This window comes from Streptomyces sp. NPDC008125 (assembly GCF_042957125.1).
GTDB lineage: Bacteria > Actinomycetota > Actinomycetes > Streptomycetales > Streptomycetaceae > Streptomyces.
On record NZ_JBIBHR010000024.1, the window covers coordinates 38,495 to 63,493 of the forward strand.

22 protein-coding genes and 2 pseudogenes are annotated in these 24,999 nt (G+C 69.3%); 16 read left to right on the forward strand and 8 right to left on the reverse strand.

The genetic code is table 11. From position 1 onward, the window contains the following. Positions 1 to 87 precede the first annotated feature (87 nt). Complete coding sequence (locus tag ACFZAX_RS31000) at positions 88 to 1,005, forward strand: hypothetical protein (protein ID WP_390965629.1); 918 nt, start codon at positions 88 to 90, stop codon at positions 1,003 to 1,005. 122 nt (positions 1,006 to 1,127) lie between these two features. On the opposite strand, the pseudogene ACFZAX_RS31005 reads toward ACFZAX_RS31000, so the two are convergent. The 3 genes and pseudogenes from ACFZAX_RS31005 to ACFZAX_RS31015 all read right to left on the reverse strand — a co-directional run. Continuing rightward, a pseudogene (locus ACFZAX_RS31005) lies at positions 1,128 to 1,748 on the reverse strand (transposase); the annotation flags it as partial. A gap of 188 nt (positions 1,749 to 1,936) precedes the next feature. Further along, positions 1,937 to 3,769 (reverse strand): FG-GAP-like repeat-containing protein, encoded by a 1,833-nt coding sequence (locus tag ACFZAX_RS31010; RefSeq protein ID WP_390965630.1) that lies wholly within the window; start codon positions 3,767 to 3,769, stop codon positions 1,937 to 1,939. Between the two features lie 67 nt (positions 3,770 to 3,836). Beyond that, a complete protein-coding gene (locus ACFZAX_RS31015) occupies positions 3,837 to 4,556 on the reverse strand; it encodes a hypothetical protein (RefSeq protein WP_390965631.1) in 720 nt (239 codons plus the stop codon). 370 nt (positions 4,557 to 4,926) lie between these two features. Here ACFZAX_RS31015 and ACFZAX_RS31020 point away from each other — a divergent pair, with 370 nt between their 5' ends. Then, a complete protein-coding gene (locus tag ACFZAX_RS31020) occupies positions 4,927 to 6,021 on the forward strand; it encodes a hypothetical protein (protein WP_390965632.1) in 1,095 nt (364 codons plus the stop codon). 40 nt (positions 6,022 to 6,061) lie between these two features. Next, positions 6,062 to 6,562: a hypothetical protein gene (locus ACFZAX_RS31025; RefSeq protein ID WP_390965633.1), complete on the forward strand. Its 501-nt coding sequence runs from the start codon at positions 6,062 to 6,064 to the stop codon at positions 6,560 to 6,562. A gap of 52 nt (positions 6,563 to 6,614) precedes the next feature. Here the strand turns inward: ACFZAX_RS31025 and ACFZAX_RS31030 are convergent, their stop codons facing one another. Further along, positions 6,615 to 8,135 (reverse strand): RICIN domain-containing protein, encoded by a 1,521-nt coding sequence (locus tag ACFZAX_RS31030; RefSeq protein WP_390965634.1) that lies wholly within the window; start codon positions 8,133 to 8,135, stop codon positions 6,615 to 6,617. A gap of 223 nt (positions 8,136 to 8,358) precedes the next feature. Between ACFZAX_RS31030 and ACFZAX_RS31035 the strand changes: the two genes are divergently transcribed. Beyond that, positions 8,359 to 9,405, forward strand: a complete 1,047-nt coding sequence (locus ACFZAX_RS31035) for a saccharopine dehydrogenase (protein ID WP_390965681.1) — start codon at positions 8,359 to 8,361, stop codon at positions 9,403 to 9,405. Here ACFZAX_RS31035 and asnB read toward each other — a convergent pair. After that, complete coding sequence (gene asnB, locus ACFZAX_RS31040) at positions 9,385 to 10,905, reverse strand: asparagine synthase (glutamine-hydrolyzing) (protein ID WP_390965635.1); 1,521 nt, start codon at positions 10,903 to 10,905, stop codon at positions 9,385 to 9,387. The two genes, ACFZAX_RS31035 and asnB, sit on opposite strands and share 21 nt — an antisense overlap. A gap of 446 nt (positions 10,906 to 11,351) precedes the next feature. On the opposite strand from asnB, the pseudogene ACFZAX_RS31045 reads away from it, so the two are divergent. The 5 genes and pseudogenes from ACFZAX_RS31045 to ACFZAX_RS31065 form a co-directional block, all read left to right on the forward strand. Further along, positions 11,352 to 11,672, forward strand: a pseudogene (locus tag ACFZAX_RS31045) (GNAT family N-acetyltransferase); the annotation flags it as partial. A gap of 142 nt (positions 11,673 to 11,814) precedes the next feature. Next, positions 11,815 to 13,104: an alpha/beta fold hydrolase gene (locus ACFZAX_RS31050; protein WP_390965636.1), complete on the forward strand. Its 1,290-nt coding sequence runs from the start codon at positions 11,815 to 11,817 to the stop codon at positions 13,102 to 13,104. Between the two features lie 13 nt (positions 13,105 to 13,117). Next, positions 13,118 to 13,765 carry an MBL fold metallo-hydrolase gene (locus tag ACFZAX_RS31055; RefSeq protein ID WP_390965637.1) on the forward strand — a complete coding sequence of 216 codons (648 nt, stop codon included), beginning with the start codon at positions 13,118 to 13,120 and terminating at the stop codon, positions 13,763 to 13,765. A gap of 64 nt (positions 13,766 to 13,829) precedes the next feature. Then, positions 13,830 to 14,609 carry an exodeoxyribonuclease III gene (locus ACFZAX_RS31060; protein WP_390965638.1) on the forward strand — a complete coding sequence of 260 codons (780 nt, stop codon included), beginning with the start codon at positions 13,830 to 13,832 and terminating at the stop codon, positions 14,607 to 14,609. A gap of 131 nt (positions 14,610 to 14,740) precedes the next feature. Beyond that, positions 14,741 to 15,478, forward strand: a complete 738-nt coding sequence (locus tag ACFZAX_RS31065; RefSeq protein WP_390965639.1) for a Clp protease N-terminal domain-containing protein — start codon at positions 14,741 to 14,743, stop codon at positions 15,476 to 15,478. 59 nt (positions 15,479 to 15,537) lie between these two features. On the opposite strand, the gene ACFZAX_RS31070 is transcribed toward ACFZAX_RS31065, so the two are convergent. Further along, positions 15,538 to 16,317, reverse strand: coding sequence for an SDR family oxidoreductase (locus ACFZAX_RS31070; protein ID WP_390965641.1), 780 nt, complete (start codon positions 16,315 to 16,317; stop codon positions 15,538 to 15,540). Between the two features lie 109 nt (positions 16,318 to 16,426). On the opposite strand from ACFZAX_RS31070, the gene ACFZAX_RS31075 reads away from it, so the two are divergent. From ACFZAX_RS31075 to ACFZAX_RS31100, 6 genes are all read left to right on the forward strand, one after another. Next, complete coding sequence (locus ACFZAX_RS31075) at positions 16,427 to 16,867, forward strand: DUF6278 family protein (protein ID WP_390965642.1); 441 nt, start codon at positions 16,427 to 16,429, stop codon at positions 16,865 to 16,867. 147 nt (positions 16,868 to 17,014) lie between these two features. Beyond that, a complete protein-coding gene (locus ACFZAX_RS31080) occupies positions 17,015 to 17,758 on the forward strand; it encodes an ATP-binding cassette domain-containing protein (protein WP_390965643.1) in 744 nt (247 codons plus the stop codon). Between the two features lie 14 nt (positions 17,759 to 17,772). Beyond that, positions 17,773 to 18,684 carry a transporter substrate-binding domain-containing protein gene (locus tag ACFZAX_RS31085; protein ID WP_390965644.1) on the forward strand — a complete coding sequence of 304 codons (912 nt, stop codon included), beginning with the start codon at positions 17,773 to 17,775 and terminating at the stop codon, positions 18,682 to 18,684. 13 nt (positions 18,685 to 18,697) lie between these two features. Further along, positions 18,698 to 19,342, forward strand: a complete 645-nt coding sequence (locus tag ACFZAX_RS31090) for an ABC transporter permease subunit (RefSeq protein WP_390965645.1) — start codon at positions 18,698 to 18,700, stop codon at positions 19,340 to 19,342. Further along, the gene (locus ACFZAX_RS31095; RefSeq protein WP_390965647.1) at positions 19,339 to 20,202 is read left to right on the forward strand and encodes an ABC transporter permease subunit; all 864 of its coding nucleotides are present in this window, start codon (positions 19,339 to 19,341) and stop codon (positions 20,200 to 20,202) included. Before ACFZAX_RS31090 ends, ACFZAX_RS31095 begins: the two co-directional genes overlap by 4 nt. 282 nt (positions 20,203 to 20,484) lie before the next feature. Beyond that, positions 20,485 to 20,649: a hypothetical protein gene (locus ACFZAX_RS31100; protein ID WP_390965648.1), complete on the forward strand. Its 165-nt coding sequence runs from the start codon at positions 20,485 to 20,487 to the stop codon at positions 20,647 to 20,649. Between the two features lie 104 nt (positions 20,650 to 20,753). Here ACFZAX_RS31100 and ACFZAX_RS31105 read toward each other — a convergent pair whose 3' ends face one another. Together ACFZAX_RS31105 and ACFZAX_RS31110 are read right to left on the reverse strand one after the other, a co-directional pair. Beyond that, positions 20,754 to 21,497, reverse strand: a complete 744-nt coding sequence (locus ACFZAX_RS31105) for a hypothetical protein (RefSeq protein WP_390965649.1) — start codon at positions 21,495 to 21,497, stop codon at positions 20,754 to 20,756. A 208-nt stretch (positions 21,498 to 21,705) separates the two neighbouring features. Further along, a complete protein-coding gene (locus ACFZAX_RS31110; RefSeq protein ID WP_390965650.1) occupies positions 21,706 to 22,824 on the reverse strand; it encodes a lytic polysaccharide monooxygenase in 1,119 nt (372 codons plus the stop codon). Between the two features lie 639 nt (positions 22,825 to 23,463). Here ACFZAX_RS31110 and ACFZAX_RS31115 point away from each other — a divergent pair. Then, on the forward strand, positions 23,464 to 24,864 hold the full coding sequence (locus ACFZAX_RS31115; protein ID WP_390965651.1) for a cellulase family glycosylhydrolase: 1,401 nt from the start codon (positions 23,464 to 23,466) through the stop codon (positions 24,862 to 24,864). The last annotated feature ends 135 nt before the right edge of the window (positions 24,865 to 24,999 follow it).

The window sequence follows — 24,999 nt, forward strand, 5'->3', positions numbered from 1 at the left end:
TCGAAGTGGGGGCCGTTCCGGTTGGCGAGACCGTAAGGAGACCAGTCCGTTGTCCCAAACCCGGTGCCCGCCCGCGACCATGCAGACATGGATCACCCAACGGGAGGACGCGGCCGGCCGGGGGCGCCGGCACGCGGATGCGTGATCGCCGTGCTGGCCGCGGTCGGCATGGTGTGCGCGCTCGTGCTCTGCGCGCTGTGGCAGATCCACCGCACCTTGGACCGCACGCCGCCCAATGTCGGCGCCTTCGCGCACTCCGCCACCACCCTGACCGCCGACGCGGCCGCGGCACGAACGAGTTCCGCGCGCCTGACAAACCTGACGTCGGCCCTACCCTGGGCCGTTCCGCTCGGCACATCAGTGGCGGACTCCTGCCAGGCAACGGACCAGAACCCGTTCATCGGGCCAGCGCACTGGGCGCCGATCAACTGCGTCCGCAGCAGCGTCCTCTACCTCGCGTTCGACGGGGACATCCGCACGCACCTCCACCAACTCGACGCGGTGCTGGCCGACCAGGAGTGGGCGGGCTCGGGTTCGTCCCCGAACACGCTGACCGGGACGGCCACCTGGATGAGCCAGACCGGCGGTGACCCGTCCCCAGCTGCGCCGCAGCAGGGAAGCACCGACCCCCCGGGTTCGCGGCCGATCTGCCTGTCCACGACGTACGGCCCGGCGACGCAGAAGCACGGCATTCCGCACGGCGGGCTCGACGTCCGACTGCGTGTGGCGGTGGCGGAGCTTCCGTGCACGCCCATGGCGGAGACCGGCGACATCCAGATAGGCGGCAAACTGGAGAAGTCCGCCGTCGACGGAACCGTCTACCTCGCCTGGCACCCCCTGGTGACCGACACGGTGAGCCGGTCCGCCTACACCGCGCACCGGTACGTGGCCGCCTTCTCCCTCGTCGACAGGTACGCCGTGCAGTCCACCCCGACGACCTCTCCACCCCCGCCGCCGACCCGGTACAGCGTCCCGCCGTGCCTCACAGGCAGCCGCTGCTACTGAGGGAGACCCCTGCGCACGCCGAACTCGCTTCGGTCGTCCTGCACCACACCGTGTGGGTGACCACCAGCGACGGCCACCTCCACCCCGCCCCGTGCACACCGTCCGAGCATCGGTGGTGGGGTGATGGATACGGCGACCGTCCCAGCGAGGCCGCGACGGTCATCCTGGTTCTTGAAGCCCTGGTCGATCAGTGCCTTGCGGACGCTTCCGCCGGCGTTCTGGGCGACATGGTTGAGCAGGGCGATGCCCGCCGCGTTGTCGTGCGAGCTCGCGGCGAGGACGTTGACGGCGATGACCAGACCGAGCCCGTCCACGGGCAGGCCCCGCTTGCGGCCCGGCACGCGTTTCGCTGCGTCCCGGCCGGTCGTGGAGGTGGGGACCCCGGCAGAGACGAGGACACTCTGGGTTTCCAGCACTACCGGGGTCGGGTCCTCTGACCGGCGGGCCCATTCACGGACCTGGCCGCGCAGGAGTTCATGGACGACCCGGCCGGTCCCGTCGTCCCGCCACCCGGCGAAGTAGTAGTACGTCGCACTCTTGGGCGGCAGGTCGTGCGGGAGGTAGGCCCACTGGCAGCCGGTCCCGCTCTGGTAGAGGATCGCGTTCACGATCTCCCGCATGGCATAGGCGCCCTGGTGGCCGCTGACCGAGCGATGCCGGTCCTTCCGCGCGGTGATCACCGGCTCGATCAACGACCACTGCTTGTCCGATAAGTCGCTCGGGTACAGCTTGCGTTCACTCACCCCACCACCCCCACAGACCATCGGCTGCAGGCCAGCGGATTCGGCCCGCACCCATCAGGCGATGACATAACCGCTTAAAGCATCACGAACCACCCTCTCAGGCGAACGCGTACGAGGGAGGCACGGATGAGTCCCCGGGGATGTTGCGGCATGGCCGGTGCCTGATGGGGTTGTGGGTGCCTCCGTTGTCACCGGGTTCTGAAGCGGCGGTGGAGGTTGCGGGCGACGTGGACGCCCGGTCCGCCGAAGCCGACGATGTCGAGGCGTCCGTCGCCGGTGATGTCGGCCAGGAAGCGCGGGTGGCGGTCGACCCGCCAGCCGCCCGCGTCCTCGTTGTACCCGAAGCCGCGGCACACCAGCTGGGCTTGTTCGAAGGTGCCGTCGCCGTTGTTGTGGGACACCCAGACGCCTTCGTTGCCGAAGCCGATGATGTCAGGGGTCTTGTCGCCGGTGACGTCGGCGAGGAGGCGGAGGTGCTTCTCGCCCGTCCACCCCTGCGCATGCCCGTAGTCGTTGAGGACGAGCTGGGCGGACTCGAACGTCCCGTCGCCGCGCCCGCGGGCGACGACGACACCTTGGGGGCCGAAGCCGACCATGTCCGGCACTCCGTCGCTGGTGGTTTTGACCAGGAATCGGGGGTTTTCGCTGGTGGAGCTCCATCCCTGGTCGACCCCGAAGTCGTCCAGGACGTAGAGAGATTCGGCGAATACCCCTTCTTCGTCCTGGAGGGACACCCAGAGGCCGTTGTCGTGGCAGCCGACGATGTCGAGCCTGCCGTCGCCGGTGGTGTCGGCGAGGAAGCGGGGGTGCTTGTCGATGAGCCAACCGCCGGCCTCTTCACTGTGGCCGAACTCTCCGAGAGCGGGTTCGTCGGCGAGCGGCGCGAACTTTCCTTCCTCGTCCTGCAGGGAGACCCAGACGCCGTTGTCGTGGCAGCCGACGATGTCGAGCCTGCCGTCGCCGGTGGTGTCGGCGAGGAAGCGGGGGTGCTTGTCGGCGAGCCAGCTGCCGGCCTGCGGGCCGTGGCCGAACGCCTTCAGGGCCAGTTTGCCGCCCGCGGGCGTGAACGTGCCGCCCTCGTCCTGGGCGGACACCCGGACGCCTTCGGCGGTAAGTACGACGACACCGGGACGGCTCTCGCCGTTGAGGTCCGCGAGGGTCCACAGATCCTTGGGGCTCGCGGAGGACGTGGGCGGGTGCAGAACCCGTTCCTCGTCGTCGAAGGTCCCGTCCCCTCGGCTGGAGGAGGTCACCGCGCCCTTCGCGGGTTTGAGCCCGACGATGTCCGCAAGCCCGGTGCCGGTGGTGTCGGCGAGGAACCGTTCACCGAGCCCCGCCCACCAGCCCGGCTGTCCGGCAGGGCCGGGGCTGGGAGTGACGGGCTTCCACCCTCCGGCGTCCTGGTCGCTGCCGAACTTGTCCAGGACCAGCAGGACGTTGCTGAAGGAAGGCGTCGCGTCGGCCGTCGGCCGCAGGGCGGTCTTGTCGTGGGCCAGTCGCCAGGACTGGCGGCTGTTCCAGTGGCTCAGCGAGGTCCAGTGCAGCGCCAGGTCGCTGGTGCGCTCCGGCTCGGCCGGGACGAATCGCCACTGCTGGCTCTCCGCGAGGTCGTCGTACTCGCCAAGGACGATCCGGGTGTCGTCCTTCCCGGGTTCGTCGAGGTCGAGCACGGCGCCGTCGGCCGCGCCTTCGATGGTGTAGAGGCCGGCTTCGCCCTGGACGGGTACGAGGCGCCAATGCTGGCCCTTCTTGCCCGAGGCGTCCGACTGGCGGACGCCCTGGCCCGCGGCGGCCGGGGTGTCGAGCACTTTGCCGTCGGCCGTGTTACGGATCACGTACGCAGGGTCGTCCTGCGAGCCTGGAACGGGGGTGAACTGCCACAGCTCCGGGCGCGGGCCGTCCTCGGGGTAGTCGCGGACGACGAGGGTACCGTCCGCGGCCGGATTGGCCCTGGCGCCGAGGGGCTGGCCTGTGGCGGCGTTGACGATCTCCAGCTTCAGTTCTTGCGTGGGCACGGGCATCGTGGTGCCTCTTCCAGGCGGTTGGTGCGACGGCTCGGGACGGATGTGACGCGACGGTGATCGCGGCTCACGTGAAGACGTGGTGGTACGGGACGTCCCACTCGTTGGGCAGCCGCGGGTAGAAGGTGTTGATGACCGTTCCGGTGAAGTCCCCGCCCCAGTTGTAGGTGAGCCGCGCTTCGCTGTCCTTGGCCACCGCGTGGTCCTTGAACCCGAGGATGGCGTCGGGGTGGGTGATCGGCACGAAGGTGATCCCGCCCCACGGCGTCACCGTGACGACCCAGAGCTGGGTGTCCTCCACCGCACCGTTCTTCCCGCGCCACTTGTCGGCCACCTTGGCGGGCAGGCCCACCTGCAGAGTGTCGGCCGTGCTCTGCGGGGCGTCCTGGTGGACGGTGACGCGCCGACGCTGCGGCTTCGGAATTCCGTCGTCCCCGCGACCGGTGTCCGCGCCGGCCGTGCCGGCGGTCGGGGGCGTCACCTGGCCCGCGGCGCTTTCGATGAAGTACAGCGGGCGCTGCCCGAAGAAGCCGCCGGGTGTGATGTGCCAGAGGTGGCCCTGCGCCTCCTTGGTGGCCGGATCGAGCGCGGTGGCCAGCTTCACACCCTTGTCGTGGCTGCTCGCCGCGAGTTCCGCGGGCCGCAGGTAGCCGCCGTTGAAGGCGTGGACGAGCATGACCGGCCGGCTCTCGACCAGTGCGGCCACGATGGCGTTGTCGTAGCTGTTCACCGCCACCGGGCCGCCGACCACCAAATTCGCCATTGCCGTGCGTTCTTGGGTGTACATCGCGGAAACCTCGCCTGTTGTTGATGTGGGGAAAAACGCCTCAGGTGCTCAGTGGAATGGTTTATCACGCGGCATTGCCGCAGGCTCGATCGCGCGCGAAAGGAGGTTGCTTCATAACCGAATATGCGACCGAAGTAAATGGGTCAAAATGACACGTTTCGAGTTTGCGGTGCCGTAGATGGGGGTCGGAAGGTCATCGATCGAGTGATCAAGAGCACCGGAAAATCTTGATCACTCGTTTGGGTGTGATGCGCGGAAGTATCCACTCCGCCCAATAGGCTCCTGTTAGCTTCATTTGCCGGAGCGTGTGCAGTTTCCCTTTTGCCATTTCACCGAGTGCGGTTTCGGCCAGATCAGTCGAGGACAGAAATTGCCTTCCAACGCGTACAACCTGGAACGGGCCAAGCGTCAGCCGCTGACGAAGAAGAACCTGCGGGAGCTCAACATCGAGCAGACCTGGCAGTCGATCCTGGAGCACCCGAACCTGGTCTACGTCGACGACTACGGGGTTCGGCACAAGCCCGTCGGGTTCTCCGTGAACAAGTCGAGCTTCGGCTCCTTCCCCGGCACCGCGTACGGGCTGGGCTGGCTCGCCTACATGAACCTCGGAGAGCCGCTGATCGAGGAGCGGCGCAACATCACCCAGCCCCCGCCCGACACGTTCTCCTCGCGCACCTACGTCAACCGCAGCAAGTTCCCGATGAACTTCACCGACTCGGTCGACTTCACCGTGTCGAACGGGGCCACTTGGTCGCTCTCGGGCGACACCAAGCTCACCTTCGGCGGCAACGTCAGCGCCCAGCTGCAGCTGCAGCTGCAGAACAAACTGGGTCTGAGCCTGCAGGGGCAGCTCGGGACCCAGCTCAAGAACGAGATGGCGAACAAGAACGCCAACACGATGACCTCCAAGAACAGCAAGGACAGCGTGGGAGCGGACAACGCCAACACCGTCGACACATCAGTGACCAACGGGATGACGAACTCCGCCTCGGCCACGATGACCGGCTCGGTGGACTTCACCACCACGGGCACCGCGTCCGGCACCGCGGGCCTCAACGCCGCTTTGGCTCAGGGCGTCGCGGCTTCCGTCGGCGGTTCCCTGTCCACCGGCTGGGCCTCGAAGTCCCAGATCTCCGGAACGGTCCCGGCGAACTCCCGCGTCGAGACCCTCGTCACGCAGCGTCGTGCCCTCAAGCAGTACACCTACGAGATCCCGGTGACCTTCTCCGGCCTCCTCGCGGTGAAGTACGACGTACCGGTGGCCGTCCTGTCTCCGCCGCAGCCGGACGACTACCCCCGGCTCGACCAGCTGGTCGCCCGTGACATCAGCGACCTCGACCTGGCCGGCGGCGGCTTCCGCATGAAGGGACTGGCCGAGGTCGTCTCCGCCCTGGAGGTCCACCACACGATGTTCGACGGCGAGAGCCTGACCGACAGCGAACGAGACCTGTACAAGAAGCCGTGACCGGCAGGCTGCACCGCCCCGACGACCAGAGGTAACGACCATGGTGTTCAACAACGTCTTCGACTCCGCCAGGACAGGCGCGGGACTCTTCGCGGTGACCACCGACCGCGACAAGCCGCGACCGGGAGCGGGCATCGACTTCGAGGACGCCGATGACGACACATACGACGACACGACCACGAGCCTGTTCACCAGCGGGATCCACGGTGCTTCCCACCGGGCGAAGACCGTGCAGGAACAGGCGCCCGAAGCCCGGGTCATCCTCGGCTTCCTCGCCTCCTTCATCCAGAACACCCAGGCGTCCGCCGGCGCCCAGGCCGCCTACGCCCAGGACCCCGGCTCGGTCTCGACGGCTGCGGCAGCCGGCATGGACAAGTCCAGCGAGACGGTGACGCAGCGCGGCGACTTGCAGAAGGACGAGGGCCTGCAGGCACCGAAGAAGAGCGACTTCAAGACACCGGACGCCCCGGCGTCGCCGACAGCCGAGGAGCCCCCCAAGGCGCCCAAGGCAACCGCCGAGAAGCCGTCCGACTCCAAGTAGGTTCACAGGTCCGAGTGGTCAGGGGCGTCGCCGCCCCTGACCACTCGCGCTTTCACACGGGGAGCAGCTGCCATTGCCGGGCGCGGTGGTCGCCCTGCGCCCCGTACTGCTTGATCACCGTGGGGGCGTTGGTGTCGACGTGCAGTAGCAGACCGCTGTTGCGGTTCGCGATCTCATAGATCCGGGGGCTGTCGGTCACCGAACCCACCGGGATCAGCCGCCACTGCTGGTGCTCGGCGTCATTGCCCGCGTAGGCGCGCTGCGCCACCACCGCCCCGTTCGCGGTGCCTCCTCCGACGACCTCCAGGACCTTGCCGCTTCGCACGTTCTCGATCCGGTACAGGATGTCGCCTTCGTGCTGTCCTGACGCGATCAGTCGCCACTGCTGGTGCACCCGGGGGGAGGCGAGTGACTGGTGGATCTCGGCGCCGTCCCTGGCGGACTCACGCAGGACCCCCATTCGCAGCGTGCTGCGGACGTTGGCCCAGGAGGCGGTCGTGCCCGACTCGGGCAGCCCGGCCATCTTCTCCGACGCGATCTTCCGGACCCGGTGGTTGCTCCGGTCCGCGATGTAGAGAGCGTCGACGCAGTCCACAGCGAGCCCGCGCGGTTGCTTCAGCTGAGCCGAGATGGCCGGACCGCCGTCACCGTCGAAGCCTGCACTTCCTGTGCCGGCGACCGTGCTGATCGTCCCGTCAGGCGTAATCTTCCGGACCCGGTGGTTGTTGTACTCGGACACGTACATGTTTCCGGCACTGTCCACCACCACTGCCAACGGGAGGTTCAGCTTGGCCGCAGCCGCCGGACCGCCGTCACCGTCGAAGCCTGCACTTCCTGTGCCGGCGACCGTGCTGATCGTCCCGTCAGACGTGACCTTCCGCACCCGGTGGTTGTCCGCATCGGCGATGTAGAGGGCACCCGCGCCGTCCACAGCCACCCCGTGCGGGTTCTTCAGCTGGGCGGAAACCGCTGGGCCCCCATCGCCCTTCGGCCCGGCAGTCCCGTTGCCCGCGACCGTGCTGATCGTCCCGTCCGGGGTGACCTTCCGGACCCGCAGGTTGCCGTAGTCGGTGACGTACACGACGCCGCTGCCATCCACAGCCACCCCGAGGGGGGTGTTCAGCTTGGCGGCGGTTGCCAGGCCGCCGTCGCCGCTGAATCCGGGACTGCCCGTGCCTGCGACGGCACTGATCGTCCCGTCCGCCGTGATCTTCCGGACACGATGGTTGCCGGTGTCGACGACGTAGAGAGTGTCGGCCCTGTCCACCGCGATCTGGCGTGGGGAGTTCAGTTGGGCCGAGACGGCAGGGCCATTGTCTCCCCGGGAACCGGCGACCCCGTTTCCCGCAACCGTGCCGATCTTTCCGTCCGTGGTGACCTTCCGGATCCGGTGGTTGCTGTAGTCGGAGATGTAAAGCGATCCGAGGCTGTCCACCGCGACACCGTAGGGAGCATTCAGCTGCGCCGAGACGGCCGGCTCGTCATCCCCCTTGAACCCCCCGACCCCGGTCCCCGCGACCGTGCTGATCGCAGCGGAGTGCTCGCCGTGTGTGGCCGCCGTTGAAGTGCTCATCGTCATCCCTTCGCCGTTCCCCGGCCGCTCACTACAGCCGGTCTTCCACTGATCTCAGCAAGTCACGGGGGCGCCCGGACGGAAAAGTCACTGATGGGTACCGTCGCGTGTTTCGTTGACGCGGCACTGCGGCATGGGGCCCGGCCAGTGCCCGAAAGCGAAGAGCGGGCGCGGCGGTGCGTACGGGCAGCCACCTGCGATGGACACTTGCCCAGTGCCTGACATGCTGCGCATCTGGTTGAGAGACGAATCCCGGGGGACCGAGCGGCGTGCAGCCCTTGTGCCTGAAGACGCCCGCAGGTTGGTCGCGCAAGGGGTGCACCTGACGGTCGAGGAATCGTCTCAGCGCGTGTTTCCCGCCCACGCGTACGCCGATGCCGGCTGCGCGATCGCGCCGCAGGGCAGCTGGGCGACTCACTGCCCGGCGACGGACATCGTCCTGGGCCTCAAAGAGCTCCCCGATGAACCCTCGGACCTGGTTCACCGGCACATTTTCTTCGGACACGCCTACAAGGGGCAGCCGGAGGCACCGCGCCTGCTCAGGCGCTTCCAGGCAGGCGGCGGCACCCTCCTCGACCTCGAGCACCTCCTCGGCGCCGACGGCCGCCGAATCGTGGCCTTCGGCTACTGGGCGGGCTACGCAGGCGCCTCACTCGCCGTTCTCCAGCACCGGGACGAGCTGACGGTGCCGCTCATCTCCTCATCCAGCGAGGAACTGCGCACACGGCTGGTTACCGGCCGACGCGGAGACGGCGTGACTGCCGTGGTGATCGGAGCGCACGGGCGCTCGGGGCGCGGGGCCTGCGAAGCGCTCGCTGCGGCCGGTATCGAGCCGACCCGTTGGGGATCCGATGACACCCAGGACCTGGACCGGGAGACGTTGCTCGCGCACGACATCCTCGTGAACACCATCGGATGCGACCGACCAGTGCCCCCGTTCCTGACGAAGGCCGACCTCGACAACGAACGGCGGCGGCTGTCGGTGATCGCTGACGTGACCTGCGACGTGGGCTGCGGACTCAACACCTTCCCCGTCTACGACCGCGTAACCGACTGGGACAACCCCGTGGAGCGGCTGCGCGAGGGCCCCAAGCCCCTGGGCATCATCGCCATCGACAACCTCCCCTCCCTCGTTCCGGCCGAGGCCAGCCGGGCCTTTTCCGCCGACCTGTGGCCCCTCCTCCTGTCACTGCGAGAGGGCTCAGAAGTCTGGGACCGCTGCCAGAGGGCGTTCCGCCACGCTCTCGCCTCACTTGGCGGGCGGGGCTGAACGGCCGAGAGTCCGTTCGGGATAGACACCGGCGAACTCGGCGAGCCACAGTGCGTAGAAGGCGGCTTCCTCCTCGGCATCATCCATCACGGTTCCGGCGAGGCTCTCTGCCGTCAGAATGCCCGTCAGGGCGTCCTTGGCCCCGGAACCGTGGCCGAACTGGAGCTTCCCGCGCCGCAGGGTCTCCTCCGGCAGCCAGCCGGCGAAGGCGTCCCGCAGGAGTTTCTTCTCCTCGATGCCGGGGCCGGTCATCTTGTACTCCGGCGGAATCGACAGGGCCAGCTCGATGACGTCCCGGTCCAGGAACGGCACCCGGGCCTCCAGCCCGTACGCCATCGTCGTGCGGTCGCAGCGCTGCAGGTTCTCCCACTGCAGCCCTTCCACGATCGACACCAGCCTGGCCTGCAGGGCGTCCGGGTGCAGGCACGGCTCTCGGTGGCAGTCGGGGTAGCCGGCGAACAGCTCGTCCGCCCCTTCTCCGGTGAGGACCGTGTGTACGTGCTGGGAGGCGTACTCGGCGAGCAGCAGGTTCGGCACCGCGCTGCGTACCAGATGCACGTCGAAGTGCTCGATCGCCCGTACGGCTCTCGGCAGCGCCGCCATCGCGTCCTCGGGCGTCATCGTGACCTCGTGGTGGTCGGTGCCGAGATACTCCGCGACCACGCGCGCGGCCAGCAGGTCGGAGCTGCCGGGCGTACCGACCGCGAACGTCGGCAGCGGTCGGCGCCGCCCGTGACGCTTGGCGTACTCCGCGGCCACGGCCGTGACGATCGCCGAGTCAAGACCGCCGGACAGGAAGACACCGATGCCGACGTCACTCATCATCCGGTCCTCGACCGCGGTGACGACCGTCTCGCGTACCGCCTTCAACAACGCCTCGTCCCACTGACCGGGCGCGGCGGGGACCTGCGGGCGTCGCGCGGGGCGAACCCGCGGCGGGACGGCGTCGGCGAAGCGGACCAGACCACCCTGCCGGGTCCAGCAGCATCCCGGAGGGAAGCTCTCCACCAGCGGACGGTCTGCGGAATCAAAGGCACGCAGCTCGCTTGCGAACAGCACACAGTCGTCCCTGCGCACCCAGTACAGCGGCTTCACGCCCAGGGCGTCGCGGGCGACCAGGAGCGAACCGGCCTCATCGATGTAGGCGAGAGTGAATATGCCGCGTAGTCGGGTCAGCCCGGCGGGGCCGTCATCCAGCAGTACGTGCAGGGCAGCCTCGCTGTCGGAACCCGTCACGAAGCGTTTGGCGCCCAGTTCCTCCCTGAGGTGGCGATGGTTGTAGATCTCGCCATTGACGGCAAGAGACGACCGGCCCTGCGGACCGACAAGCGGCTGGTGGCCGCCCTGCGGATCCATGATGGACAGCCGCAGATGACCCAGCCAGACGTCTCCGCGATGCGTCTCTCCTGAGTCGTCCGGGCCACGGTGCGCGATCCGGGCCAGCATCTCCCGACACAGTGGAACATCTACCTCACCGACCGCCGCAACGATTCCACACATACTGGTTCATCTTTCCTGAAGTTGACGACACCGGGCTTCGTACCGGGACTCTGCGGCTCTGCCATGGGCGGTATCCCGCGGTACCGATCTGGGTCAGCGGGCGTAGTCATTCTTGGCGTCATCGAGCACGAACTCAGTCACCAAACAGCTTTCGGACGTCGGGACGGAACCCACCACGCCTCCAGGCACTCGGATGAGGGGCAGCCAGTCAGCCGCGCCAGGTTCTCGAAACTGTGCCTCGTCCGATCGCACCCATGGTGGTCAAGGCGGGCCGCATGGATAGTGAAGCCTGACCTGTTCGGAGCGAGGGGGGGCTAGGGCGTGTATCGAAAGCGCTGGTCACCGTCGTGGCACCGCCTGAAATGGCATGCGCTCTTCGTCCGGTCGTGCTGGGATCGATCCCTATGAATGATTACTTTCTCGATGAAGCCGGCTCGACGGACAGGATGGAGCGGAATCTGGCGGAACACGCCTGCCATCTGCACCGGAGCATGTCCGGTGCGACCGTCACGGAGACCGATGACCTCCTGGTCGCAGACAGCGGCCTGGACGACGACGCGTTCAACATCGTCGCGGCGGCCCGCTTCACCGCCGGCGACGCCGCGGCCCGTATCTCCGAGACTGTCGGGTCGCTGGCCGGCACCGGCCGCGGCTTCTCCTGGTGGGTGGGACCTGCCTCGACACCGACAGACCTCACCACCCGCCTGACCGCGGCCGGTCTGCCGGTGTCCGAGCGTGAGACGGCGATGTGGGCCGAGCTGGACGACACTGCCGCCGTCACGTGGGACGGGCTCCACGGGCGTCCGGCGGGCGGGCCCGCGCCGGGGCTGCCCTCGCAGACGAAGGGGCGCGGCCGGTCGGGCCGACCCGGTTCTGTGAGAGATTGTGAGAGATGAGAGGGTCGGGCGGGTGAGCGAGACATCATCGAACACCCTCCAATACCGCTTTGACGGGCCAGAAGACGCTCCGGTCCTGGTGATCGGGCCCTCCCTGGGTACCACATGGCACATGTGGGACCGCCAGATACCGGACCTGTGCCAGCACTACCGGGTACTCCGTTACGACCTGCCGGGTCACGGCGGTGCCCCGGCCCGGCCCGCGGTCTCCGTCGCCGAACTCGGGGACCGGCTGATCGCCACCCTCGACTCCCTCGGCGTCCAGCGCTTCGGCTACGCGGGATGCTCCATCGGTGGGGCCATCGGCGCCGACCTCGCGCTGCGTCATCCCCACCGGGTGGCCTCGCTCGCGCTGGTCGCGACCTCGCCCAGATTCGGCAGCGCCGACGAGTTCCGCCAGCGCGGTGTGATCGTCCGTACCAACGGCCTGGAGCCCATCGCCCGCAGCGCCCCCGAGCGCTGGTTCACGCCCGGCTTCGCCGCCGCGCAGAGCGCCATCGTCGAGTGGGCCGTACAGATGGTGCGTACCACCGACCCCGGGTGCTACATCGCCGCGTGCGAGGCGCTCGCGGCCTTCGACATCCGCGGCGAACTGGGCCGTATCGGTGTACCGACGCTCGTCGTCGTCGGTGCCGAGGACCGGGTCACCGGCCCCGCCGAGGCGCGCACCCTGGTCGCGGGCATTCCCGACGCCCGGCTCGCCCTGGTGCCCGCGGCGTCGCATCTGGCGCCCGTCGAGCAGCCGGCCGCCGTGATGGACCTGCTGTTCACCCACTTCTCGACCACCTGGCAGGACACCCTCGGCGCCGTTCCGGTGCCCCTGGGCGCGCCCCCCGCCGCCGTCCCGCCGCTCTCCGCCCCCTACGCGCCCGTCGCCGAGATCGCCCCGCCGGCCCGGCGTACGGACGACGACCAGGAGCGTACGGACCTCCACGCGCTCGGCACGAAGATTCGCCGGGAGGTCCTCGGCGACGCCCACGTGGACCGGGCCGCCGCAGCCGCCGACCCGTTCACCGAGGACTACGAGGACCTCGTCACCCGCTACGTGTGGGGCGAGGTCTGGAGCCGCGAGGGCCTCGACCGCCGAACCCGCAGCTGCGTCACGCTCACCGCGCTGATCGCGTCCGGACGGCTGGAGGGTCTCGCCGCACATCTGCGGGCGGCGCTGCGCAACGGCCTGACGCCCGCCGAGATCAAGGAAGTGCTGCTCCAGACCGCCGTGTACTGCGGCGTTCCCGCCGCCGGGGCCGCGTTCGCCGTGGCCCAGTCCGTGATTCAGGAAGAAACGACACCGCCCGCGTAGCAGGATGGGGAGCATGAACGCATCGCCTCTCACACTCACCAAGAAGCGGCACTCCTGCGTCCGCCTGGACAAGGACGGGCAGGCCCTCGTCATCGACCCGGGCGGTTTCTCCGGGGAGGACGACGCGGTCGGCGCCGACGCCATCCTGGTGACCCACGAGCACCCGGACCACTTCGACGAGGACCGGATCAGGGCCGCCATGGAGGCCAACCCGGCGGCGGAGGTCTGGACGCTGCGGAGTGTCGCCGAGCAGCTGGCGCCGGCCTTCCCCGGGCGGGTGCACACGGTCGGCCACGGCGACACCTTCCGCGCCGCCGGGTTCGACGTCCAGGTCCACGGTGAGCTCCACGCGGTGATCCACCCGGACATCCCGCGCATCACCAACGTCGGTTACCTCGTCGACGGTTCGGTCTTCCACCCGGGCGACGCGCTCACCGTCCCCGGGCAGCCGGTCGACACCCTGATGCTGCCGGTGATGGCGCCGTGGAACAAGATCTCGGAGGTCATCGACTACGTGCGCGAGGTCGGCCCGCGCCGGGCCATCGACATCCACGACGCCCTGCTCACGGACCTGGCCCGGCCGATCTACGACGCGCAGATCGGGGCGCTCGGCGGCAGCGACCACAGCCGGATGGCGCCGGGGGAGCACACCGGCTTCTGAAGGCCGTACCGGCCGGCAGGGATCGGGGCCGCGACTGTCGGTGGCACCGGTTAGGTTGGGTGCCATGCGCATCGCCACGTGGAACGTCAACTCGATCACCGCCCGGCTGCCGAGGCTGCTGGCCTGGCTGGAGAGCACCGGCACCGACGTGCTGTGCGTCCAGGAGACCAAGTGCACGGCCGAGCAGTTCCCCGCCGACGAGCTGCGGGAGCTGGGGTACGCCTCCGCCGTGAACGCCACCGGCCGGTGGAACGGCGTGGCGCTGATCTCCCGGGTGGGCCTGGACGACGTGGTCGCCGGCCTTCCGGGCGGTCCCGCGTACGACGGCACGGAAGAGCCCCGGGCGATCTCCGCGACCTGCGGTCCCGTCCGGCTCTGGTCGGTCTACGTCCCCAACGGCCGCGAGGTCGCGCACGAGCACTACGCGTACAAGCTGCGCTGGCTGGAAGCGCTGCGGAGCGCCGTCGCCGCGGACGCGGCGGCGGCCCGGCCCTTCGCCGTGCTCGGCGACTACAACGTCGCGCCCACCGACGAGGACGTCTGGAACCCGGCGCTCTTCGAGGGCGCCACCCACGTCACCCCCGCCGAGCGCGACGCCCTCGCCGCGCTGCGCGCGGAAGGGCTGAGCGACGTCGTGCCGCGCCCCCTGAAGTACGACCAGCCGTTCACCTTCTGGGACTACCGCGAACTCGGCTTCCCCAAGAACAAGGGCATGCGGATCGACCTCGCCTACGGCAACGCCCCGTTCACCGCCGCCGTGAAGGACGCCTACGTCGACCGCGAGGCGCGCAAGGGCAAGGGTGCCTCGGACCACGCACCGGTCGTGGTGGACCTGGAGTTCTGAGCCTGCTCGCCCGCCTGCCGCCTGCCGCCTGCCGCCTGCCGCCTCTCGCCGGTCCTCTGCCGCCCGATGAACCGACGACGGCTGACAACCGAAGGTTGACACTCCCGCGAGTGTCAACTTACGGTTGACATATGACGCAACCGGCAGCAGTCAAGCCTCCCGTGCGCCTCGACGACCTCATCGAGGCCATCAAGAAGACCCACACCGACGCCCTCGAACAGCTCTCCGGAGCGGTCGTCGCGGCCGACCACCTCGGTGACATCGCCGACCACCTCATCGGCCACTTCGTGGACCAGGCCCGTCGTTCGGGTGCCTCCTGGACCGACATCGGCAGGAGCATGGGGGTGACCCGGCAGGCGGCCCAGAAGCGCTTCGTGCCGAAGAAGCCCGACGAGTCCGCCGAGCCGGACCCCAAGGAGGGGTTCGCGCGCTTCACCACGCGCGCCCGGAACGTCGCGGTCACCGCTCACAACGAAGCCCGTCTGGCGGGGAGTGCGGAAGTTCTTCCCGCGCACCTGGTGCTGGGCCTCGTCGCCGACACCGGGAGCGTCGGCGCACAGGTGGTCGCGGCTCAGGGGATCACCCCGGAAGCCGTGCGCACGGCCGCCCTCGCCGCTCTGCCGCCCGCGGCCGACGAGGTCCCCGAACTCCTCCCGTACGACGCGGGCTCCCGCAAGGTCCTCGAACTCGCCTTCCGCGAGTCCCTGCGGCTCGGCCACCCCCACGTGGGAACCGAGCACATCCTGCTGGCACTTCTGGAGCACGAGGACGGCGACGGGGTGCTCACCGGCCTCGGGATCGACAAGCAGGCGGCGTCCGTGGCCGCCGAGGCGCTGAGCGCCGCCGCCGGCGACCGCCCCGGCGCCTGACCGCCCGGCCAGGGGGTGCCCGCGCCCGGCGGACGCCCCCCGGACCCGGGCGGAGGACGTCAGTGGACCGAGAGCCCGCCGTCCACGAAGAGCGACTGCCCGGTCACGTACGCCGAGCCGGGGCCGGCCAGGAACACCGCCGCCGCGGCGAAGTCCTCGGCCAGCCCGTTGCGCCCCACCATCGTGCGGGCGGCCAGCGCGGCCACCTTCTCCGGGTCGGAGGAGAGCCGGGCGTTCAGCGGGGTCATCACGAACCCGGGGACCAGGGTGTTCACGGTGACCCCGTACGGCGACCACGCCTCGGCCTGGGACCGGGCGAGCGACTCCAGCCCGCCCTTGGAGACCCCGTACGCCCCGCTGTTCACGAAGGCCCGGTGCGCCTGCTGCGAGGTGATGTGGATCAGCCGCCCGTACCCGCGTTCCGCCATGCCCGGTCCGAACCGCTCACCCAGCAGGTAGGGGGCCTTGAGGTTGATGGCCATCGTGGTGTCCCAGACGTCCTCGTCCAGCTCACCCATCGGCGGGCGCAGGTTGATCCCCGCGCAGTTCACCAGGATGTCCGGCTCTCCGGAGCGTGCGACCACGGCGTCGGCCGCCTGCCGGACCCCGTCGGTCGTGGAGAGGTCCGCGCCCACCCAGCCGGCGCGGCAGCCGGCCTCGGTCAACTCGTCGACGGTCGCCTTCAGTTCGGCCTCGCGGCGGGCCACGACGATGACCTCCGCGCCCGCGCGGGCGAGTGCTTCCGCGATCGCCCGGCCGATGCCGGAGCTGCCGCCGGTGACCACGGCGGTCCGGTCCTCCAGGGAGAAGAGTCCGGAGAGATAGTTCGGTGTGTTCATCCCGGCAGCCTATGGTTCGGGCGGCACTCCGCCGGAGCCGGGTACCACGCGTACGAGGACGGCGCGCGCCCTGTGGCGTACGGCGGGACAAAGGTGCGACCCTTGCGGGGTGAACATCCCCTTCTTGGACAACTGGCGCAAGCGTCAGGGTGATACGCGCACGGCGACGCTGGCGGAGACCGCCGCGGCGGACCCCGCCGGCCTCGCGGAAGTCCTCGCCGAGTGCGAGCTGCTGCGTGTCCGGACGGGGGACTACGGACTCGAACTGGACGACAGCCCCGCGTCGTTGACCGCGCTCGACCAGCTGCCGCCCCGCTGGCGCGACGATCCGGAGGAGGCGCCCTGGTTCGGGAACGACGCGGGCCTCTACCTCGGCACCGTGCTGGTGCGGGCCGTCCCCGGCGCCCGGTGGGACGTCTGGCCCAGCGGGCAGCCCGTCGTGCGGCTCGCCTCCGGCCGGGAGGTCGACGTCGTCGGGGCGGGCCTGGACTGGGCGGTCTACGGCAGCCCCGAACTGTCCCAGGTGTACGCGGAGGCGGCCGAGGAGTGACGCTCCGGTGGGGTCCGGCCCGGACGCGCCGGACGCCACCTAGATAAACAGCCTTTTGCCCTGTTTGCGTGTCGGACGCGAAGTCCCTTACCCATGCGGATAGTTTCCGCTGAGCCGACACACAGCGACACATGGGCAGGGCAGCGTATGGCCGTCGATCCGTTGATCGACCTGCGGGACGTCAACAAGCACTTCGGAGAGTTGCACGTTCTGCGGGACATCAATCTCACCGTCGGCCGCGGGGAGGTGGTGGTGGTCATCGGCCCCTCGGGCTCCGGAAAGTCCACGCTCTGCCGTGCCATCAACCGGCTGGAGACGATCGAGTCCGGCAGGATCGCGATCGACGGGAAGCCGCTCCCCGAGGAGGGCAGGGGGCTGGCGCAGCTCCGGGCCGAAGTCGGCATGGTCTTCCAGTCGTTCAACCTGTTCGCGCACAAGACCGTGCTGGCCAACGTCTCCCTCGCGCAGGTGAAGGTACGCAAGCGCAAGAGGCCGGAGGCCGACGCCCGTTCCCGGGAGCTGCTGGAACGCGTGGGGCTCGCCGCGCACGCCGACAAGTTCCCCGCGCAGCTCTCCGGGGGCCAGCAGCAGCGCGTGGCCATCGCCCGCGCCCTGGCCATGGACCCCAAGGCCCTCCTCTTCGACGAGCCCACCTCGGCGCTCGACCCGGAGATGATCAACGAGGTGCTGGAGGTCATGCAGCAGCTGGCACGCGACGGAATGACCATGGTCGTCGTCACCCACGAGATGGGCTTCGCCCGGTCCGCCGCGAACCGTGTGGTGTTCATGGCCGACGGCCGCATCGTCGAGGACCGCACTCCGGAGGAGTTCTTCACCGCCCCCGAGAGCGACCGCGCCAAGGACTTCCTGTCCAAGATCCTCAAGCACTGACGGGAGGCTCCGCGTTGCGTACGAAGAAGATCACCGCACTGCTGGCCGGTCTGCTGCTGACGGTACTCGCCGCCGGCTGCGGCAAGGAGGGCAGCCCGCCGGTCAAGGGGCCCAAGGCCGACGCGCTGCCCCACTACACGGTGAACACCGGCTTCCGGCTCCCCGCGTCGAAGACCTGGGACCGGGCCGAGCGGCGGGGCCACCTGGTGATCGGCGCCAAGGAGGACCAGCCCTACCTCGGCGAGAAGGACCCGGCCACCGGGGTCTACTCCGGATTCGACATCGAGATCGCCACGATGGTGGCGGCCCATCTCGGCTTTGGTCCGAAGGAGATCCAGTTCAAGACCATCGCCTCCGCCAACCGCGAAACCGCCCTGCAGAACGGCCAGATCGACTACTACGTGGGCACCTACACCATCAACAACATGCGCAAGAAGCTCGTCGGGTTCGCCGGCCCGTACTTCATGGCCGGACAGGGACTGCTGGTGCGCACCGACGAGAACGACATCCACGGCCCGCAGGACCTGGCGGGCAAGACGGTCTGCTCGGCCGCCGGATCCACCCCCTACCAGCGCATCGCCGCCGACTACCCCGAGGCGGACCTGGTCGCCTACGACACGTACTCCGTCTGCGTCGACAACCTGCTGACCTACCAGGTCGACGTCGTCACCACGGACGACGCGATCCTGCTGGGCTTCGCGGCGAAGGCGCCGGACGAGATGAAGGTCGTCGGCAAACCGTTCTCCGAGGAGCCGTACGGCATCGGGGTGCCGCGCAGCGACAACGCCCTGCGCACGGCGATCAACGACGCACTGGAGGAGAACGAGAAGAACGGCAACTGGAAGAAGGCGTTCGAAGCGACGCTGGGGCTGTCCGGCGTACCGGCGCCGACGCCGCCGCCCATCGACCGCTACCCGGCGAACTGAGGGACCGGCCACCATGGACGTACTGACAGACAACTTCTCGCTCTACGGCAAAGGGTTCCTCGGCACCCTCGAACTCACCGTCTTCGCCTCGCTCCTGGCCCTCGTGCTCGGCTTCGTCATGGCCTCCTTCCGGGTCGCCCCGGTCGGCTCGCTCAGGCTCGTCGGCACCGTCTGGGTGACGGTGCTCCGCAACACCCCGCTCACCCTGCTCTTCTTCGCCGTCCTCCTCGGACTGCCGCGCTTCGGCCTCGTACTGCCGTTCAACGTCTTCGCCGTGCTGGCGCTCGGCTGCTACACCTCGGCCTTCATCTGTGAGGTGCTGCGCTCCGGCATCAACACCGTACCCACCGGCCAGGGGGAGGCCGCCCGCAGTCTCGGCATGTCCTTCGGGCAGACCCTGAACACGGTGGTGCTGCCCCAGGCGTTCCGTTCGGTGATCCCGCCGGTCGGCTCGACACTCATCGCGCTCGCCAAGAACTCGGCGATCGCCGGGGCGTTCAGCGTCACCGAACTGCTGGGCACCTACAAGACCCTCAACGAGCTGGGCTACAGCATCATCTGGACCTTCGTCTGGATCGCCGTCGGCTATCTGATCATCACCCTGGCCATCAGCGTGCTCTTCACCGTCCTGGAGAAGCGCTGGGGGGTGGCCCGATGACCACCCACGCCCTGCCCGCCGCCACCGCCCTCTACGACATCCCGGGCCCCGAGGCCCGCAGGCGGCACCTCCTCTACGGGATCGCCGCCACGATCGTGGTCGCCGCCCTCGTCGGATGGGTCGTTTATCTCCTGTTCGACACCGGCCAGTTCACCGCCGCCAAGTGGAACCCCTTCACCTACAAGGGAATCCAGGAGCTGCTGCTGCGCGGGCTGGGCAACACCCTCAAGGCGTTCGCGTACGCGGCGGTGCTCTCGCTGGCACTCGGCGCGGTGCTCGCGGTCGGACGGCTCTCCGTGCACCGGCCGGTCCGCTGGACCGCCACCGTGCTGGTCGAGTTCTTCCGGGCCATGCCCGTACTGGTGATGATTTTCTTCATCTTCGTGGCGCTGAAGGTTCAGCCGCTGCCCGCCCTGGTCGCCGGCCTGACCCTGTACAACGGCTCGGTGCTCGCCGAGGTGTTCCGTACCGGCATCAACTCCGTGGAACGCGGCCAGCGGGAGGCCGCGTACGCGCTGGGGATGCGCAAGACCCAGGTCACGGCCTCCGTACTCGCGCCCCAAGCGGTGCGCGCCATGATGCCGACCATCATCAGCCAGCTCGTGGTGGCCCTGAAGGACACCTCGCTCGGATACCTGATCACCTACGAGGAGTTCCTCCACGCGGGGAAGCTCATCGCCTCGAACCTCGACTACGACCTGCCGTTCATCCCGGTCGTCATGGTGATCTCCCCCATCTACATCGGGATGTGCATGCTCCTCTCGTGGTTCGCCACCTGGATGGCCAAGCGCCAGCGCCGCAACCCGAAGACGGAGGCCGTGGAGGTTTCCCCGGCCGGACCTGGACCCCTGTTGCCCTGACGGTGTCCGGCGGACCGAGCTCGGACACCCTGGCCGGCCAGCAGCCGGAGATCACCTCCCGCGCGCCGGGCCCGGGAAGCCATTTCCCGGCCGCCCACTGCGGGAAGAAGGTCAGCTGTACGCCGGTGACCCGCCGGAAGGCAGAGGGGGCGTTGCCCAACCGAGCTACCGGAAGGTGCCGTTGACGGAGAACGGGCCGTCGTCGTGGGGATGCACGACGAAGGCCCGTTCTCCGTTTCCGCGTTACCGACGCCATGTGTTCGGACCCGGTTCGGGACGGCCGTGCCCGGATGTACCGGCCAGGACGGTGAAGTGGACCTCTCGCGGTTGCGCTCGGTGACCTTGGGCCCGGACGAGTGCATGACGGAGCAGGGCAAGGTGATGACCCGGGCGCAGATCGAGGCCCAACTCCCCTGCGCGGGCGCCTTTTCCACGCCCTCGCCGTAAGCCTTCCGCCTGCGGGATGCCGCCGTCGCGGGCCGGGCCGTCGTCGTGCACCCACGGCGGCGGCCCGACCGTGCGTGCGGGGCCGGTGCCGCAGGCGCTGCCGCTCAGCCGGTGGCTTCGGCGGCGGGGGCCGCCGCCGGGAGGGGGGTCTGCGCGGCGCGCGTCACGTCCGCGACCACTTCCACCATGTCGGGGCCGTAGGCATCGGAGTTGACGACCTTCAGCAGCAGGCAGAAGGTCGAGTCGCGGTGGGTGCGCGCCAACTTCTCGTAATTGCGGATGAGATGGCGGGCGGCGGCCTGGTTGGTGATCGCGCGCTGGCCGCAGAAGAGGAACACCGGCCGTGCCTCCCGGCCGATGCTCAGACGGGCCAGCAGTACGTGTTCCAGGGCGCCGCTCTCCACCGGGTAGTACTCCGTCCCGATGCGGAAGGAGGCCCGGTCCGGGCCCGGCTCGCGGTCGGTGTTCACCCGCACGCCGGGCAGCAGCGACTGGAGGTGGGCGGCCATGCGCCGGTTGGAGCCCGGACCGCCGACGCAGTACTCCGTACGCTCGCCGAAGCCCTGGCGCGCCGTGTCGTGGGAGAGGATCTGCGCGTGCGCTCCGCACTCCTTGATCATCGCCGACAGCTCCAGCAGGGCGAAGACGTCGTGGCGGTGCACCGCGCCGTCCGTCCCCGGGTCCCGGTTGACGACGAGCAGGCATTCGGAGTTGGCGGGAAGCCCGAAGAAGGCCTGTTTGCGGCGGAGTCTGCGGCGCCAGAGGTAGGTGCGCGCGAGCCAGCCGAGAGCCGCGCTTATCCCTGCGGCCATGACGCCCAGCACGATGTTGCGTACGTCGTCGGTCATGGCCGGGGATAGTAGCGGGCAACGGGGCCCTGTCCGAGGCGGTCGGGACGATCCGGCCGGGCCGGGCCCCGGCGAGCCGACGACGCCGGGGCCCGGGACGGGGCAGTGCCCGGGCCCGGGGCGGACAGAGTCCGGGCAGGACAGTGCCCGGGGCGGGACAGCGCCGGTTCCCGCCCGATGCCGGGACCGGCGCTGTTTCCTTCGGCGACTACGGGGTGACGCAGCCGATCGAGCCGACCGGGAAGTTGTTGCCGGTCGATGTCGCCGTGAAGCCGAAGGTGACGCTGCCGTCCGCCGGGACGGTCCGGTTGTAGTCGACGTTCTTGACCGTCAGACTGCCGTCGGACCCGGTGGTCAGCGCGCCGTTCCACACTTGGCTCACCTTGGTGCCCGTACCGGGCGTCCACTTCACGGCCCAACCGTCGCGCGCCGCCGTGTCGTGGTTCATGACTTCGACGGAGCCCTGGAAACCGCCGCTCCAGGAGTTGGTCACGCTGTAGACGGCCATGCAGCCGGTGTGCGGGTCGGTGGGTGTCGGCGTGGACGTCGGAGTGGGCGTCGGGGTCGGCGTCGGGGTGGGCGTCGGGGTGGGCGTCGGCGTGCTGCCCGCGCCCCGGATACCGGTCACCTCGCCCTTGCCGCCGTCGAAGACGATGTCGGAGCAGGAGAAGAAGTTCTCCTGGCTGTCCGAGCGAACCCACTGGATGAACATCACCGCGTCGCCGGAGCGGCCCGACGGCAGGGTCGTGTTCCAGTAGTAGTGGCCGCCGTCGGTCCCCGGTGATCCGATCGCCGGCGGGTTGCTGACGGTCTGGATCAGATCCAGGTCGTCCCAGCCCAGTTCGGTGCCGGGGGAGTAGCCGGCCTTGGACAGGTACACCCGGAACTCGCCCGGGTGCGCAGCCCAGTTGCTGTGATCGACCTCGATCGTGGCGCCGGACGTCAGGTGCGTGCGGGGCCAGTCCGAGCGGGCGGCGTTGTAGCCGGTGAAGTTGTACGGCGACCGGTTTCCGGCGCTGCACAGTGTTCCGTCCGGGACGTAACCCGCCCCTCGTCCCCCGGCGTTGGAGTCGAGCACGGCGAACCAGTTGTACAGCGAGTTCGCGCCGCTCTCGGCGAGCGCGGCCTTGCACGCCGGGTTCGTCGGGTCCAGGGAACCGGTGCTGGTCTTGGCGTCCAGCCAGCAGAGGTAGGTCCGCGACCCCGGTGTCATCGTCACACCGTGGGCCTGCGCGCTGCCCTGGCCCACCAGGGCCAGGGCGATTCCGCCGAGCAGCGTCGCGAGCGCCGCCGCCAGGGCGACGATTCGGTTCTTGCGTTGAGCCATGGAAGTCTCCAGTGCCTGTGTGTGGGGGTTGCCTTCGGGTGGGGCCGGTCTCCTGTGTTCATCGAGGGGCGGTTCTCTGGAGCAGGAGGCTGCGGGACCGAGCGCGTACAGCGGCGACAGCGTCGGGTGCGCGCGGCGACCGGCCCGCGGAACAGCCTCGTGCGAGGGATGGCCGGACAGGGCGGTCAGTGCATCGGGCGTGCCCCTGCCGCCCGATCTGGGAGCGCTCCCATAAAAGGTTCACCAAAACTGTAGAAGCGCGCCATGCCCCTGACAACCCATCGGACGGGAATGTCCGAGGGGCCAGGCGAACCGGCTGGTCCGAAACTTTTCGTGCGTACCGGTGGCGGCGAATCATGTCCAAGAGCTTGACGGTGTGCCGCGCGACCCCCGAGATTGGGAGCGCTCCCACTCCAGTTCCCCGGTCACGCGAATCCCGCGCCCCGTAGCGGTGCACCCCCAGGACCTTCGGACCGGCGTGTTCGGCCCGCGGGACGCCGTCAAGGCGATGAGCGGTCGGTTCCGTACGGTCCCGCGCCAGGTTCGGCACCGCTGAACGGCGGGACGGACCGCTCCCGGGACCGCACGTTGCGGGACCGCTCCCATCGCGTAACCCCCCTGCGCACGAGGAGAAATGCTGTGAAACGCGTTCTGGCTCTACTGGCGACCTGCGCGACGGTCCTGGGCCTCATGGCTCTGGTCAGCCCTCAGGCGGTGGCCGCCGCCGGATGCAAGGTCGACTACACGGTCGCCAGCCAGTGGCAGGGTGGCTTCCAGGCCGGCGTGAAGATCACCAACCTGGGCGAGCCCGTCTCCGCGTGGACGCTCACAATCGCCATGCCGGACGCGGGGCAGAAGCTCGTCCAGGGGTGGAACGCCACGTGGACGCAGTCCGGTTCCACGGTCACCGCCACCGGCCTCGACTGGAACCGCGCGCTGGCCACCGGCGCGGCGGCCGACGTGGGATTCACCGGCTCCTTCACGGCTGCCAACCCGAAGCCCACGGCGTTCGCACTGAACGGCGTCGCCTGCACGGGCTCGGTCGTCGGCGGCAACCCGACGCCCGACCCGACGCCCGACCCGACGCCGGCCCCGGGCACCGGCACCCCCGTGGGCATCAACGGACCGGTGCACGTCTGCGGCGTGAACCTGTGCAACCAGTACAACCGGCCCATCCAGCTGCGAGGGATGAGCACCCACGGCATCCAGTGGTTCAGCGGGTGCTACAACGACGCTTCCATGGACGCCCTGGCGAAGGACTGGAAGGCGGACCTGCTGCGCATCGCCATGTACGTGCAGGAAGAAGGCTACGAGACCGACCCGGCCGGCTTCACCAGCCGGGTGAACAGCCTCGTCGACATGGCCGAAGCCCGCGGCCTGTACGCGATGATCGATTTCCACACCCTGACGCCGGGGGACCCGAACTACAACCTCGCGCGCGCCAAGACGTTCTTCGCGTCCGTCGCGGCCCGCAACGCGAACAAGAAGAACGTGATCTACGAGATCGCCAACGAGCCCAACGGCGTGAGCTGGGCGGCCATCAAGAGCTACGCCGAGCAGGTCATCCCGGTGATCCGGGCCGCCGACCCGGACGCGGTCGTCGTCGTCGGCACCCGGGGCTGGTCCTCCCTGGGCGTATCCGACGGTTCCAGTGAGAGCGAGGTCGTCAACAGCCCCGTCAACGCCGCCAACATCATGTACGCGTTCCACTTCTACGCCGCGAGCCACAAGGACAACTACCGTGCCGCGCTGAGCAGGGCGGCCACCCGACTTCCCATGTTCGTGACGGAGTTCGGAACCGTGAGCGCCACCGGTGGCGGCACGCTGGACCGGACGAGCACCACGGCCTGGCTGGACCTGCTCGACCAGCTGAAGATCGGTTACGCGAACTGGACCTACAGCGACGCCCCCGAGAGCAGTGCGGCCTTCCGGCCCGGCACCTGTGACGGCAGCGACTACAGCAGCAGTGGCGTGCTGACCGAGTCGGGCACGCTGCTCAAGAGCCGGATCAGCACCGCCGACAACTTCCCCACCGCCTGACCCGGCGCCCGACCCGCCGCCTGACCCGGCGCCCGACCCGGCGCCCGACCCGGCGCCGGCCGACTCGTCCGCCGAACCTGTTTGCCGGCCCGTGACGGGGCTTCGGCCGTGCCGAAGCCCCGCCCCGGCGCCGTC

Coding starts and splice junctions, on each gene's coding strand:
- ACFZAX_RS31010 (WP_390965630.1), bottom strand. CDS start 3,769: ATGCCCGTGCCCACGCAAGAACTGAAGCTGGAGATCGTCAACGCCGCC.
- ACFZAX_RS31105 (WP_390965649.1), bottom strand. CDS start 21,497: ATGACCGACGACGTACGCAACATCGTGCTGGGCGTCATGGCCGCAGGG.
- ACFZAX_RS31065 (WP_390965639.1), top strand. CDS start 14,741: ATGACGCAACCGGCAGCAGTCAAGCCTCCCGTGCGCCTCGACGACCTC.
- ACFZAX_RS31035 (WP_390965681.1), top strand. CDS start 8,359: ATGCTGCGCATCTGGTTGAGAGACGAATCCCGGGGGACCGAGCGGCGT.
- ACFZAX_RS31060 (WP_390965638.1), top strand. CDS start 13,830: ATGCGCATCGCCACGTGGAACGTCAACTCGATCACCGCCCGGCTGCCG.
- ACFZAX_RS31015 (WP_390965631.1), bottom strand. CDS start 4,556: ATGTACACCCAAGAACGCACGGCAATGGCGAATTTGGTGGTCGGCGGC.
- ACFZAX_RS31025 (WP_390965633.1), top strand. CDS start 6,062: ATGGTGTTCAACAACGTCTTCGACTCCGCCAGGACAGGCGCGGGACTC.
- ACFZAX_RS31070 (WP_390965641.1), bottom strand. CDS start 16,317: ATGAACACACCGAACTATCTCTCCGGACTCTTCTCCCTGGAGGACCGG.
- ACFZAX_RS31080 (WP_390965643.1), top strand. CDS start 17,015: ATGGCCGTCGATCCGTTGATCGACCTGCGGGACGTCAACAAGCACTTC.
- ACFZAX_RS31055 (WP_390965637.1), top strand. CDS start 13,118: ATGAACGCATCGCCTCTCACACTCACCAAGAAGCGGCACTCCTGCGTC.
- ACFZAX_RS31000 (WP_390965629.1), top strand. CDS start 88: ATGGATCACCCAACGGGAGGACGCGGCCGGCCGGGGGCGCCGGCACGC.
- ACFZAX_RS31095 (WP_390965647.1), top strand. CDS start 19,339: ATGACCACCCACGCCCTGCCCGCCGCCACCGCCCTCTACGACATCCCG.
- ACFZAX_RS31030 (WP_390965634.1), bottom strand. CDS start 8,135: ATGAGCACTTCAACGGCGGCCACACACGGCGAGCACTCCGCTGCGATC.
- ACFZAX_RS31090 (WP_390965645.1), top strand. CDS start 18,698: ATGGACGTACTGACAGACAACTTCTCGCTCTACGGCAAAGGGTTCCTC.
- ACFZAX_RS31110 (WP_390965650.1), bottom strand. CDS start 22,824: ATGGCTCAACGCAAGAACCGAATCGTCGCCCTGGCGGCGGCGCTCGCG.
- asnB (WP_390965635.1), bottom strand. CDS start 10,905: ATGTGTGGAATCGTTGCGGCGGTCGGTGAGGTAGATGTTCCACTGTGT.